The organism is Ruegeria sp. R13_0 (assembly GCF_017743995.1).
GTDB lineage: Bacteria > Pseudomonadota > Alphaproteobacteria > Rhodobacterales > Rhodobacteraceae > Ruegeria.
Map to the genome: position 1 here is coordinate 69428 of NZ_JAGHRB010000007.1, position 13450 is coordinate 82877.

Annotated in this window: 14 protein-coding genes; 5 read left to right on the top strand and 9 right to left on the bottom strand. The window is 60.8% G+C overall.

What is annotated here, in order from left to right; translation table 11 throughout:
* The first annotated feature begins 133 nt into the window (after positions 1–133).
* Positions 134–2107 carry a transglycosylase SLT domain-containing protein gene (locus J7394_RS10780; protein ID WP_209252934.1) on the top strand — a complete coding sequence of 658 codons (1974 nt, stop codon included), beginning with the start codon at positions 134–136 and terminating at the stop codon, positions 2105–2107.
* Here the strand turns inward: J7394_RS10780 and J7394_RS10785 are convergent.
* Positions 2081–2950 carry a DMT family transporter gene (locus J7394_RS10785; RefSeq protein ID WP_371811998.1) on the bottom strand — a complete coding sequence of 290 codons (870 nt, stop codon included), beginning with the start codon at positions 2948–2950 and terminating at the stop codon, positions 2081–2083. The genes J7394_RS10780 and J7394_RS10785 overlap by 27 nt on opposite strands.
* On the bottom strand, positions 2947–3612 hold the full coding sequence (gene mnmD, locus J7394_RS10790; RefSeq protein ID WP_209252936.1) for a tRNA (5-methylaminomethyl-2-thiouridine)(34)-methyltransferase MnmD: 666 nt from the start codon (positions 3610–3612) through the stop codon (positions 2947–2949). The genes J7394_RS10785 and mnmD overlap by 4 nt, the downstream gene beginning before the upstream one ends.
* Positions 3613–3667: 55 nt before the next feature.
* On the opposite strand from mnmD, the gene J7394_RS10795 reads away from it, so the two are divergent.
* The gene (locus J7394_RS10795) at positions 3668–4702 is read left to right on the top strand and encodes an FAD-binding oxidoreductase (protein ID WP_209253165.1); all 1035 of its coding nucleotides are present in this window, start codon (positions 3668–3670) and stop codon (positions 4700–4702) included.
* Here the strand turns inward: J7394_RS10795 and J7394_RS10800 are convergent.
* From J7394_RS10800 to J7394_RS10815, 4 genes are all read right to left on the bottom strand, one after another.
* Complete coding sequence (locus J7394_RS10800; protein WP_209252938.1) at positions 4694–5488, bottom strand: MaoC family dehydratase N-terminal domain-containing protein; 795 nt, start codon at positions 5486–5488, stop codon at positions 4694–4696. The two genes, J7394_RS10795 and J7394_RS10800, sit on opposite strands and share 9 nt — an antisense overlap.
* An 11-nt stretch (positions 5489–5499) precedes the next feature.
* A complete protein-coding gene (locus tag J7394_RS10805; RefSeq protein ID WP_209252940.1) occupies positions 5500–6045 on the bottom strand; it encodes an NADPH-dependent FMN reductase in 546 nt (181 codons plus the stop codon).
* Positions 6046–6171: 126 nt separating this feature from the next.
* Complete coding sequence (locus J7394_RS10810; RefSeq protein ID WP_209252942.1) at positions 6172–6843, bottom strand: OmpA family protein; 672 nt, start codon at positions 6841–6843, stop codon at positions 6172–6174.
* Between the two features lie 126 nt (positions 6844–6969).
* Positions 6970–7662: a YafY family protein gene (locus J7394_RS10815; RefSeq protein WP_209252944.1), complete on the bottom strand. Its 693-nt coding sequence runs from the start codon at positions 7660–7662 to the stop codon at positions 6970–6972.
* Between the two features lie 109 nt (positions 7663–7771).
* On the opposite strand from J7394_RS10815, the gene J7394_RS10820 reads away from it, so the two are divergent.
* Positions 7772–7963: a hypothetical protein gene (locus J7394_RS10820; RefSeq protein WP_170471344.1), complete on the top strand. Its 192-nt coding sequence runs from the start codon at positions 7772–7774 to the stop codon at positions 7961–7963.
* A 2-nt stretch (positions 7964–7965) separates the two neighbouring features.
* On the opposite strand, the gene J7394_RS10825 is transcribed toward J7394_RS10820, so the two are convergent.
* Positions 7966–8613, bottom strand: a complete 648-nt coding sequence (locus J7394_RS10825) for an RluA family pseudouridine synthase (RefSeq protein ID WP_209252946.1) — start codon at positions 8611–8613, stop codon at positions 7966–7968.
* Positions 8614–8708: 95 nt separating this feature from the next.
* On the opposite strand from J7394_RS10825, the gene J7394_RS10830 reads away from it, so the two are divergent.
* Complete coding sequence (locus J7394_RS10830; protein ID WP_209252948.1) at positions 8709–9119, top strand: nuclear transport factor 2 family protein; 411 nt, start codon at positions 8709–8711, stop codon at positions 9117–9119.
* Positions 9120–9121: 2 nt separating this feature from the next.
* Positions 9122–9832, top strand: a complete 711-nt coding sequence (locus J7394_RS10835) for an SGNH/GDSL hydrolase family protein (protein WP_209252950.1) — start codon at positions 9122–9124, stop codon at positions 9830–9832.
* On the opposite strand, the gene rarD is transcribed toward J7394_RS10835, so the two are convergent.
* Positions 9823–10728, bottom strand: coding sequence for an EamA family transporter RarD (gene rarD, locus J7394_RS10840; RefSeq protein ID WP_371811999.1), 906 nt, complete (start codon positions 10726–10728; stop codon positions 9823–9825). The two genes, J7394_RS10835 and rarD, sit on opposite strands and share 10 nt — an antisense overlap.
* A 251-nt stretch (positions 10729–10979) precedes the next feature.
* Positions 10980–13433 carry an FAD-dependent oxidoreductase gene (locus J7394_RS10845; RefSeq protein ID WP_209252954.1) on the bottom strand — a complete coding sequence of 818 codons (2454 nt, stop codon included), beginning with the start codon at positions 13431–13433 and terminating at the stop codon, positions 10980–10982.
* Positions 13434–13450 lie beyond the last annotated feature (17 nt).

Below are 13450 nucleotides of genomic sequence, written 5' to 3' on the forward strand. Positions count from 1 at the left end.
GGTCGCGCTCCTTGAAGTGCGGTTGCAGTATTTGCGCCATCTTCACTCACGTTTTTGGCTTTGTGAGTTGATACTGGCGGCGCAAGGTTTATCCTGAATGGCTCTATCCTCGGTTGGTTGGGAAATGCAAGGGATGACACGCGTTCTGGCCTTTTTGGCAACAGTGATTCTGTGTTTTGGGATGCAGGCAAGCGCCGCGCGGGCCGATGCCGCCGGTGATCTGCGCGCCGGGCTGGCCGAAATGCGCAAAGGTGACTGGAACGAAGCGCTAGCGGTTTCTGGCGCACGCGGCTCGGTCACGCGTGATATCATCGTGTGGCACTGGCTGCGCGAAGGCTTTGGCAGCTCAGGCGATGTGCTTGTGTTTCTTGAGCGTCGCCCCGACTGGCCCGGACTGGCTTGGCTGCGCCGCAAGAGCGAGCCGTCCTTTACCGGAGCAGACCCGGATCGAGCGGTGAACTTCTACGCCGATCAGCCGCCGCAAACGGCCGAAGGCGCGCTGAACTATGCCGTTGCCCTGAAAGCCAAGGGCCGGATTGGGGACGCCGAGGCGGATATCGTAACAGCCTGGCGCACCATGCCCATGGGTTCGGGGTTACAAAAGGATTATCTTGAGAATTTCGGCAAGTTGCTAAAACCGCACCACACTGCGCGGCTGGATCGGATGCTGTGGGACAATCATCTGGTTAGCGCCGGGCGTATGCTGCCTCTGGTTAGCACCGATCAGCGGAAGCTGGCAGAAGCCCGCATTGCCCTGCAAAAACGCGAACCGGGCGTGGACGGCAAGATTTCTGCCGTGCCCAAGGCTCTGGCAGGATCTCCGGGACTGGCTTTTGATCGCTTTGTCTGGCGCGACAAGAAAGAGCTGGACGACAGCGCCATTGATTTGATGCTGGCGCGATCGACTGGCCCAGACGCCCTAGGTGAGCCGGACAAATGGGCCGAGGGGCGACGCCGACTGGCCCGGCTTGAGATGCGGCAGGGCAGTGCGGCCCGTGCCTATGAGGTTGCCGCCAATCACCATATGACGCCCGAAATGGGCTATGGATACGCCGATCTGGAATGGCTGGCCGGGTTCCTGGCTTTGCGCAAGTTGAACGACCCGGCAACGGCAGTTCGGCATTTCCAAAACTTCGAAGGCGCAGTGAAGTCTCCGATATCACGTGGCCGCGCCGGCTATTGGCTGGGTCGCGCTTACGCGGCACAAGGGGATGCCGAGAAAGCCTATGACGCTTATGCAATGGGTGCAGATTATCAGACGTCGTTCTACGGCATTCTGGCAGCCGAGCAGATCGGGCGACCGTTCGACAGCACCCTTTCCAACCCACCCCGCGCCGCGCATTGGCGGCAAGCCGAATTTGCGAACTCCAGCGTTTTGGAGGCCGGTCTGCTGCTGTTGAAAGCTGGGGAAGGTAACCTTTCGGAACGGTTTCTGACCCATCTGGTCGAAAGCCTGGATACAGAGCAAGCCAATCAGCTGGGCGATCTGGTCATCGAGTTGAAAGAGCCGCATCTGGCCGTGATGATCGCCAAACGCGCCGCGACCACTGGAACGGTTCTGCCCGCAGCTTATTACCCTGTGCATCCGGTCGCAGATATCGGCTTGCCGATGGCCAAAGAGATGACATTGGCCATCGCCCGGCGTGAAAGCGAATTTGATCCCGTGGTGATCAGTGGCGCAGGCGCGCGCGGCTTGATGCAGGTGATGCCAGCGACCGCCAAACTGGTCGCGCAGGAGTTGGGGATCCTAAGCGGACATCAGACCGGGCGGCTGACCACGGACTGGGAGTATAATGCCAAGCTGGGGGCCAACTACCTGTCCAGCCTTGCGGCGGATTTCAACGGCAATGTGGTCATGATGGCCGCTGGGTATAATGCAGGACCACGCCGACCGATCTCATGGATGGAGCGCTATGGAGACCCTCGCGCCGGTGAGGTGGATGTGGTCGACTGGATCGAGACCATCCCTTTCAGCGAAACGCGCAACTATGTGATGCGCGTGACCGAAAGCCTGCCGGTCTACCGCGCGCGTCTGGGCAAACCCGCCCTGCCCGTGCCCTTCTCGCAGGAGCTGACCGGATCAACCCTTGCGGCGTTCGCGCCATAGGGTGAACAGCCCTGCCGCAACAACCAGCCCTGCGCCGATGACGACCTCGGGGCGGAGGACCTCGTTGAAGATTGCGATGCCTAGGATCGCCACCCAGACCAGATGGAGGTAGGCAAAGGGCTGCACCGCGCTGGCCTCGGCCGCCTCGTAGCATTTGATCAGCAGCCAATGGCCAAAGGCACCGCTAACGCAAAGCGTCGCCATCCAGGCCCAATCCGCCTGTGCCATCGGCTCCCAAAACCACATGCCGACCAGCGTCATGGCAACGGCTCCGCTGACGCCGGTCCAGAAAAAGCTGGTGGCGGCGCTGTCTCGGCGCGCGGCATAGCGGGTGAGAAGCGAATAGACCGCAAACAAAAAGGCCGAGATCAACGGAATGATCGCCCAGGGGTTAAACACGCCGACCCCCGGTTGCAGGATGATCAGCACGCCGACACAGCCAACCCCGATCGCCGTCCAACGCCGCCAGCCCACGCTTTCACCCAGAACCGGGCCACTGAGAGCCGCGACCAGAAGGGGGTAGCAGATAAAGACCGCCATACTGTTTATCAGACCCAGCTTGGTGAAGCCGAAAACGGCGACACAGATCTCAGTCACCAGCAGAACGCCGCGAAAAATCTGCAGTTTCGGCTGGTCGGTGCGCGCCGCAGCCTTCAAGCCACCCGGAGCGCGCGCCGCCAATGCGATGACAAAAGCCGCGAAGAACCAATAGCGGACCATCACCACCATATAGGTGTTATACGTCCCCGCCAGATGGCGCGAGATCCCGTCCTGCAAGGCGAAAACCACTGTCGAGGCGACCATCAGCGCGATCCCGGCCGAGATATTGTTCTGCTGCGTCACGCCTTTACCGCCCGTGTCATATGCCGTTTGCGACCGTATCCGGGCGCGCGGGTGACTGCGAAACCGGCCTCCTCCAACCCGCGGCGGACAAAACCTGCTGCGGTGTAGGTGGCCGCGGTGCCGCCCGGTGCCGTGTGATCGGATACCTGCTGCATCAGATCCGCGCCCCAGAGTTCGGGGTTTTTGGCGGGCGAGAAGCCGTCCAGAAACCACGCATCGGCCTTGCCGATCCAGCCCGGCAGCGCTTGGCGAGCGTCGCCCTCGATCACCTCAAGGTGCAGCGTGTCGAACTGACAGGATCCGCCGCGCCATCGCGAAAGGAAGCGGTCGGCCCAGGGTTGCACCTCGGGGAAAGCGGCCAGGGCGCGCGCCATATCCTCGGGGGCCATGGGGAAGGCCTCAAAACTGGTGAACCGCAGCGGGGTGGTCTGGCCTGTGGCCTCCCACGCGGACCAGACGGTCAGCAGATTCAGGCCGGTGCCGAAGCCCAGTTCGGCAATATGAAACCCTGGCGCAAAGCGTGCGGGCAGGTCGTTGCCCGACAGAAAGACATGTCGCGTCTCCTCCAGCCCGTTCTGCAACGAGAAATAGGGGTCATCGAACTGGTCCGAAACCGGAATCCGGTCCTCTTTCCATGTCAATTCGGCGTGCTGGTCTGCCATCGGGGAATCCTGTAGCTAAGCGGCGCGACACTGAACAAGGACGAAGGGTTTGGCAATGGTCGATGTGACGGTACGCGGCGCTGGCATTTTTGGCCTGTCCATCGCCTGGACCTGCGCCAGACGCGGCGCGAAGGTGCAGGTTGTCGATCCCTTTGGCCCCGGCGCGGGCTCCAGCGGAGGGTTGGTCGGCGCCCTGGCCCCGCATGTGCCCGAGAACTGGAACGCCAAGAAAGCCTTTCAGTTCGACAGCCTGATCATGGCGGACCCCTTTTGGGCGCAGGTCGAAGCGACCGGAGGGGTCTCAGCCGGCTATGGGCGTCTGGGACGTCTGCAACCGATCATGGATGAGCGCAGCCTGCAGCTGGCGCACCAACGGCATGCCACCGCGCAAGAGCTCTGGCAGGGCCTGGCCGAGTGGCAGGTGCTCTCCACGTCGGAGGCAGGCCAATGGTGCCCACCCAGCCCGACCGGCTATGTCATCCACGACACCCTGACCGCGCGGATGCACCCGCGCAGGGCCTGTGCCGCGCTGGTTGCCGCGCTCTCGGTCATGGGGGTTGAGGTGGTTGGTGAGGCCCCGGACAAGGGCCATGTGCTACATGCAACAGGTGTCACCGGATTGCAGGAGCTCAGCCAGAGCTTCGGGAAAACCGTCGGCAATGGCGTCAAGGGACAGGCGGCCTTGCTGCGCTTTGATGCGGGCGCGGTGCCGCAGCTATTTGCCGACACGATCCATATCGTGCCGCATGCAGACGGCACGCTTGCCATCGGCTCGACCTCTGAGCGGGACTATGACGATCCGACCAGCACCGACGACGCGCTTGAGGATGTGATCGACCGCGCCACTCGCGCGGTTCCCGTGCTGCACGGAGCCGAGGTGATCGAGCGTTGGGCCGGTGTCCGCCCCCGCAGTAAAAGCCGCGCTCCGATGCTGGGCGCACACCCGCTGCACGACGGTCAGTTCATCGCCAATGGTGGCTTCAAGATCGGCTTCGGCATGGCTCCGAAAGTGGCCGAGGTGATGGCGGACCTCATGCTGGACGGTCGCGATGAAATCCCTTCGGACTTTCGGCCCGAAGCATCACTCTGACTGCGCCTCGGCCTGCATGCACTGTCGCCCGTCGGGGCCTCGAACCCACAGGTCTTTCCCATTGCGGCAGAGTGTGGCCGTCTCGAAATGCAAAAGCGGCGCGGTCGCCCGGAACGAAAAGCGCGTTAGCGGGCCGATCACCTCCTCAGCAAACAACATCAGCAGCTGCGCCAATAGCGGCCCGTGTACGACAAGCCCGCCATACCCTTCGACATCGCGCGCATAATCCAAATCGTAGTGAATCCGGTGGCCGTTGAAGGTAAGCGCGGAATACCGGAACAACAGGGTGCTGTCGAAACGCACCTCGCGGCGCTCCGTTTCGTCCCGACGCGCCACGGGCGGCGTTGGCTTCACCTCGTCCAGAACGGGATCTTCGCGATAGACCAAATCCTGCCATTCGGTGACGCAGAGCGCCCCGACCTGCCAGATCTCATGCTTAAGCGTGACAAAACCCAATGGCCCGGTGCGCCCGGTTTTGCGGCTCTGCTTCTCGAGAACTGAGTGCCGCTTGGCCTCTGCGCCTACCCGCAGGGGGGTGTGGAAGTGCAACCGCCCCCCGGCCCACATCCGACGCGGCAGGCCCATGTCCGGGATCAAGTCAATCCCGACCCGAGGATGCCCGTCACGCCCCAGATCAGATGGTGCACGCGGGGACCAGAAGTAAAGCTGATGAAAGAACGGTGGCAACGCGGAACCGGCCGAGACCGTAGGCTCCAACCCCAGCGCAACCTGCAAGGCCGCCGCCCGGGCAGGGTCCATCACATCGCTTTGCAGATCCCCCTGCATACCGAATCCGCCTAAAGAAGCTCGACCTCGGCCCGCAGCTTTTGCATCAACGCATGAATGGTCTTTTCATAACGCTCACTTGTCAGCCGTCCCCCGTCATCAAACGCGTTGGAGCTGTCGGCCAGATGGACCTCGGGACCTTGCAGAATACGCGGCTGGAACGGCACCATATAGGCGCGCAGGATCATTTGTGCGCGCTCCCCTCCGGCCCGACCCGCTGCGGCGGACATCACCGCAACCGGCTTGTCGGCCCAAGGGTTGCCCGACGTGCGGCTGACCCAGTCCAGAGCATTCTTCAGCACGCCCGACGGCCCCTTGTTGTATTCCGGTGTGGAGATAATCACCGCATCCGCTTGCGCGATCTGGTCAGCCAGCATTTGCACGGCGGCCGGGATGCCATCACCCTCTTCCAGATCCCCATCATAGAGGGGCAGGTTCAGATCCGCTTCGACAAAGCTGGCAGGATCAAAAAGGCGTGCCGCCTCGCGCAGAAGCTTACGGTTTGTTGCTGACTGACGCAGGGAACCGGACAGGCCAAGAAGGGTCGGTTGGGACATTGCGGGAAACTCCGTTTCAGTGTTTCCCAATAGGTAGACCGAGACGCGCCCGATCCAAACCCCATTTCTTGCACAGACTGTGCGCGCAAAGGGGCAGCCCGAAGGCCGCCCGAAATGCATATAGGATTACGAGTTCGCGCTGGGTACGATCACGATCTCGACCCGGCGGTTCTGCGACTTCCCTTCCGGTGTTAGGTTTGAGGCAACCGGGTTATCTTCACCGCGCCCGATGGTGACGATCCGGCTGTAGTTCACACCGTTCGCCTGAAGGACGTCTGCAACCGCATTGGCGCGACGCTCGGACAGGCCTTGGTTATAAGAAGCCTCGCCATCACTGTCGGTGTGACCGATGATCTGCACGTTGGAGTTCGGATAATTCACGAGGTTCTGACCAACCCGCACCAGATCGGCGCGCAAGGCCGGGCGGACCGTCGCACTGTCGGTATCAAACGTGATGTCATTGGGAACGGTCACAATCAGCCGGTCGCCCGCATTGACGATGGTGATCCCGTCATTGGCCAGTTGCTGACGCAATTCTGCGGCCTGTTTATCAAGCTGGTTGCCGATCAGGCCTCCGCCAGCTGCACCGATGGCTCCGCCCGCTACCGCGCCCAAAAGAGGGTTCGAATTATTCGCGATTGCGCCGACACCAGCACCGACTAAACCACCCAAAACTGCGCCCTGCTTTGCATTCTGATTCGGATCGGCGGGCAGGTTTAACGTGCCCGGATCGGTACAGGCCGCCAAAGCCATGGCCGAGCATAGCCCGGTTGCCAGAAAAAACTTGGAAATCGTCATGGTATCACCTTCTGCTCCGGCCCCCGTTGATCGGGTTTGCCTTGTTGCAGGCCAGTATATCACGGCAGCCTTGCGCAGGCTCAAGCAACAAAGCGGTGAAGTCGGCGATTCCCCGCCCATAGCGGCTCAGGCGGTTTGCGGGGCCGGATCTTTGCCCTCCTGCTCGTTCCACAAATCCCGGAGCGAACTGCCTTGGCCCCGGAAACTTTGGCCCGTGTCTTCACAGGCCCAGATACGGTCCGTCCGGAAATGCCGGAACCCGCCCCGCAGCTCGCACCACCCGGCCAGCATCGTACATTCGATGTGGTAGACCAAAGCCACAGGCCGAATGACCCGTTCCGAGCGTTCGCCCGCACCGTTGACATAGGTGATGCGCAGTTTCTGCTCGGCCCGTATCGCTTCGCGGTAACTGGCCACAGGGATGCATCCTTTCGCGGGATCATCAACCGGCGCACCCCAGGTCGAGACCTGCAGCCAATCGGCAGGACAATGGAGCGCGTCGATCTTGTCACAGATGCGCCGCGCTGCCCGTTGCAGATGACTGTCCCCGGTGCGCGCCAGCATCGACAGCCCAACCCACAGCGCCTCAACCTCTTCGGCGTCAAAATTCAGCGGTGGAAGATCATAGCCGCGCCGCATCAAATAGCCCACACCTGCCTCCCCCTCGATCGGTGTGCGCTGGGCCTGTAGCTCGGCGATATCGCGGTAGACCGTGCGCGTGGAGACCTCGAGCTTTTCGGCCAGTTGATCAGCCGTCACGGGCGCATCTGCGGCCCTGAGCATCTGGATGATTTCGAACAACCGGGTCGAGCGGCTCATGTCGGGGTCTCCTGTCAAACTGCTGACAGCCTAGCACATCCCCCTGACAAGGGGGTGTCAGGAGTGGTGCGCGAGATTGGGTCAAATTTCAAAAACCCGGAGGCCCAATATGCCCAGTCTGGACAACCATGTTCTGATGCACCTGAAACTTGAACGCTGGTCGCAGGATCACACGCTTCGCGCCTATGAGATCGAGCGTGAACTAGCCGCAGATCGACACCGCGCACAACCCGCGCGCCGCAAACGTTCGCGGCGGTTTTCCCTCGGGAACCTGAAATTGCTGTGGACCAACGTGGCCTGAACCTAGAAATCCGCCTTGGCACGAAACTTCATTGCCACGCCGCCCTCGGGGCTTTTCAGGCGCAATTCCTCGGAATGCAGCATGAGGCGTGGGAAATCGCGCGCTGCGCCTTCGGCGTAAAACGGGTCACCCAAAATCGGGTGGCCCAAGGCCAGCATGTGAACGCGCAACTGATGCGAGCGACCGGTTTTCGGAAACAGACGCATGCGCGTCGTATCCCCTTCGTATTTGACGACACGCCAATCGGTAACTGCCTGCTTGCCCGTGTCATGACACACCATCTGACGCGGTCGGTTCGGCCAGTCGACGATGAGCGGCAGATCAACCGTCCCCGTTTTGCCCTCAACCCTCCCCCAAACGCGGGCAATGTAGGTTTTGCGGGTTTGGCGCTGCTCGAACTGCATGCTCAGATTGCGTTGCGCGTGGGGTGTCTGCGCAAAGACCATCACGCCCGAGGTGTCCCGGTCCAACCGATGCACCAGCAGGCCCTGCGGAAACACCGCCTGCACGCGGGTCAACAGGCAATCCGCCAAATGCGCACCCCGCCCCGGCACCGACAACAAGCCCGAGGGCTTGTTCACCACAATCAGTTGCGCATCTTCATGCAGCACATCCAGCGGTGTCTGGGGGGGATCGTAAGTCTCGCTCATGCCCGCGTGCCTATCCCACAGCGCCACTTCCCGCAACGTCGTCCTTGCGTGCGGCGCGCGTATCGTGAACCGTTGAGGCAAAGAGGGGAGAGGACATGCATCCAACAATCGAACGCATGCAAGAGGTTGTCGCCAAAGCGGACGAAGCCCTCATTCACGAGCTTTTGGCCGAGGACGTCCGCTTCATGCCGCCCACCTACTACAGCACATGGACCGGCCGCGCGCCGGTTGCGGCGGTGTTGGGCCATGTGGGCAAGGTATTTTCCAACTTTCGCTACCGGCGGATCATGGGCAGCGGCAATGACTGGGCGCTGGAGTTTCAATGCAAGGTCGGAGATCTGGATGCGGTCGGCGTGGACCTGATCACACTGAACGACGACGGATTGATCCAGCAATTCGAGGTCGTCATGCGCCCTCATAAGACCATTGGTGCCCTGCGTGAAGCGATGATGGCCCGTGTGATGACCGACCCGCGGTTTCTGGAATTCAAATCCGCCCTGAGCTAATCATGTCAATTCCGCTTGCCGCTGATCAGATACTGCGTGTGCCCCTGCTGCCAGTTCTGGCGGCTCAGGGCTTGGCTGTACGCCGCAAGGCCCAGTTGCTGCCGGAACCAATCGGTCCACGCGAGGGGCGAACGGGCCGTGGGCCTCGCCTGCGCCTGTTGATTGCGGGCGACAGTTCTGCCGCCGGCGTCGGCGCGGGCACACAGGATCAGGCGCTGTCGGGCCATTTGGTCAAACACTTGGCGCGGCATCACTCGGTCGAATGGCGGCTTGAGGCGACAACCGGACACACGACCCGAGATACGCTCGAGAGGTTGCAAACGATTGAAGGCACATACGATGCGGTCGTCACCGCGCTCGGCGTAAACGACGTGACCCGAGGCGTGACCTACGCCCGCTTCGTCGAACGGCAAAACCAGTTGGCCAGGATATTGACCCAACGCTTCGGTGCGCGACGCGTTGTGGTGACAGCAGTGCCACAGATGAATCGGTTTCCGTCCCTGCCCCATCCTTTGGCATGGGTATTGGGTCGACAATCCGAGCGCCTGGATCGTGGTCTGCAACAGGTCGTTGCCGCCCATCCGCAACTCCGACACTTGTCGCTGGATTTACCGGATGATCCGGCACTGGCTGCACCGGATGGATACCACCCCAGCCCCAAAACCTACGCGATTTGGGCTGAAAGCGCCGCGCGTCTTCTGCTTCAGGCCTGAGCCCTCGCCTGTCGGATCATCGGGATCGAATACACCACAAGCGCCGCCCAGATCAGAGGAAAGGCAATCATACGGCCCCGGTCAATCTGTTCTCCGAACACGGCAACTGCGGTTATGAAGATCATGGTGGGCGCGATGTATTGCAGGATACCCATCGTCGACAGCCTGACGAGCTTGGCCCCATTGGCATAGACCAGCAAAGGCACCGCCGTCACGACACCAGCGCAGGACAATAGGAACGTATCCGATGCCAACACCCCGAAATGCCCAGTCCCCTGCACCCCCAGCCACGTCACATAGGCAATCGCGGGAATCAAAAGGATCAGAACCTCAAGCAAAAACCCCTGATTGGGTCCAATCGGCAGAGACCTTTTGAAGAAGGCATAGAACCCCCAGCTCACCATCAAACCCAGCGCCGCCCAAGGAAGACGCCCCGCCTCGACCACCAGAACCAAAACGCCCAAAGCTGCCAGCCCGACAGCAACCAGTTGCATGCGCGTCAGAGGTTCTCGCAGCAACACAGCGCCCAAGGCGATGCTGAACAAAGGGTTGATATAATACCCGAGCGCCGCATCCAACGCATGACCGGTTGAGATCGCCCAGACATAAATCGCCCAGTTCACCGAGATCAGCGCCGCCGTCAAAGCCGCCATTCCCAACATCTTAGGATTGCCCAACGCCGCCCTAAGATCTCGGGTCCGCCCCAGAATGACCAGCAGAAGCCCCGCCACCGGCACCGACCAGATGACACGATGCGCCACAACCTCGACCGGGCCAATATGGCTGAGGGCTTTCATATAGAGAGGCAGGAAACCCCACATGACATAGGCAGAAACCGCCAGCACAAACCCTTTTGGAGTGTCCGCATTCTGTGAAGGTGAGGAGGCAGTCGTCACGGGAAATCTCCGACAAGTGTCGGACCCATTTACGGCAGTTTCTGAAGGGTTGAAAACTCTGAAAACGGTGAAGTCGCACATAACGAATTGTGATGGGTCGACTTCGAAACCGCGTTTTTAGCGAGGCTCTGCCTCGCGCTCCGGGATATTTTTAGCCAGATGAAGACTGGATCCCTTGCTTCATCTGGCCCTAAATATCCCGGGGGAGTCGCGGCTTGCCGCGGCGGGGGCAGAGCCCCCTGATCTGCGGCTCAGACCTTCACGCGCTCGGACTTGGGATCATACATAGGCTTCAAAGACGCCTCGGCCTTCACTTTGACACCGCAAACGTCGATCTCGTAGCTCGACCCCAGCACATCCACAGCTTTTTCGCCTTCGCACGGCACATAGCCCAGACCGATAGCGCCACCCAGCGTGTGTCCGTAGTTGCCCGAACTCAGGTAGCCGACATATTCACCATCGCGCACAATAGGTTCGTTGTGGAACAAAAGCGGCTCGGCGTCGGTCAGCTTGAACTGCACGAGACGGTTTTTGGGCCCGCTCTCTTTGCGTGCAATCACGGCTTCGCGGCCGATGAAGTCACAGCCCTTGTCGACCTTCACGGCAAAACCAAGCCCGGCATCAACCACGTGGTCTTCACAGGTGATGTCATGCCCAAAGTGACGAAAGCCCTTTTCGATGCGGCAGCTGTCCATCATGTGCATACCGCACAGCTTTAGACCCATATCCTGCCCGGCTGCGTGCAGCGTCTCGAAGGCATGTCCTGCCATGTCAGAAGAGACATAGATCTCCCATCCCAGCTCTCCCACATAGGTGACGCGATGCGCGCGGGCGAGGCCCATGCCAAGCTCGATCTCTTGCGCGGTACCAAATGGGTTGGTCGCGTTTGAGAAATCGTTGGGCGAGACTTTCTCAAGCAAAGCACGCGCGTTCGGTCCCATGATGGCCAGGACGCCTTCGCCGGCGGTCACATCGGTGATGACCACGTTGAAGTTGCCTGCATGGCGCTGCATCCATGTTTGATCTGACAGACGGGTCGCGGCTGGCGTGACGACCAGATAGGCAGTTTCGGTCAGGCGGGTCACGGTTACGTCGGCCTCGATCCCGCCGGTGCGGTTCAGGAACTGGGTGTAAACAATCTTGCCATTCGGCACCGAGTAGTCGCCACCGCCGATATAGTTCATGAATGCCTCGGCATCCGGACCTTCAACGCGGATTTTGCCGAAGGAGGACATGTCATACATGCCGACATTTTCGCGTACGGCGCGGTGTTCTGCGGCAGAGTTTTCGAACCAGTTCTGACGCTTCCAGCTATATTGGTATTCGCGTTCCTGACCTTCATTCGCGAACCAGTTGGCGCGTTCCCAACCGGCCAGTTCCCCCATGACCGCGCCTTGCTCCAGCAGGTGATGGTGGAACGGAGTTCGCCGTACCCCGCGTGCGGTGGCTTTCTGACGATACGGGAAGTGATCGGCGTAGAGCAGGCCCAGAGTCTCTTTCGAGCGCTCGAACAGGTACTGCTTGTTGCCTTGGAAGGGCTGCATCCGGCTTATGTCGACATCGCCCAGATCAAACGGCTTCTCACCGCTGTCCATCCATTCGGCCAGCGCCATGCCCGCGCCACCGGCCGACTGGATACCGATCGAGTTGAAGCCTGCCGCAACCCAGACATTGTCCATCTCGGGTGCAAGACCCAAGTGATAAGCATCATCGGGAGTGAAAGATTCAGGTCCGTTGAAGAAGGTATGAATCCCGGCTTCGGCCAGCATCGGCATACGGTTCACCGCCGCTTCGAGGATTGGTTCAAAATGATCGAAATCCTCTGGCAGTTGATCGAACTCAAAGCTATCGGGGATACCATTCATGCCCCAAGGCTTGGCATTCGGTTCAAAGGCACCCAGCAGGATTTTGCCCGCGTCTTCTTTGTAGTAGGCGCATTCATCCGGAACGCGCAGAACTGGCAGCTGAGTCAGGCCGTCAATGCCCTCGGTCACAATGTAGAAATGCTCGCAAGCATGCAGCGGGACGTTCACGCCCGCCATGCGACCCACTTCGTGGCCCCACATCCCGGCGCAGTTCACCACCATATCGCATTCGATATGGCCCGAGGCGCTGCCATCGTCGGCAACCCAGTCGACGCCGGTGACCTTACGCCCTTGCTTGACGACATCGGTGACCTTCACGCGCTCTTTGACAATGCCACCGCGCTGGCGCGCGCCCTTGGCCAGCGCCAGCGCGATATTCGCCGGGTCACCCTGCCCGTCCAGCGGCAGATACACAGCCCCTTTGACGTCTTCGATATTGAGATGCGGATACAGCTCGGCCACGCGCTCGTTCGAGATCTCTTCGACCTCGACCCCAAAAGCGCGGGCCATGGCGGCTTGGCGGTAGATCTCTTCCTTGCGTTCTTCGGTCAGCGCGACAGTGATCGAACCGCAGCGTTTGAAGCCCGTCGCCACACCGGTTTCTTCCTCGAGCGAGCCATAGAGTTCCTGACTGTACTTCGCCAGCTTGGTCATGTTCGCCGTCGCGCGCAGCTGCGCAATCAGACCAGCCGCATGCCAGGTTGTACCACTGGTCAGTTGCTTGCGCTCAAGCAGCACAACATCTTTCCAGCCCTTCTTGGTCAGGTGATAGGCAACCGAGCATCCGATCACGCCGCCGCCGATAATGACCACGCGGGCCTTGCTGGGAAGATCAACCATAGTGAAGACTCCGTTCG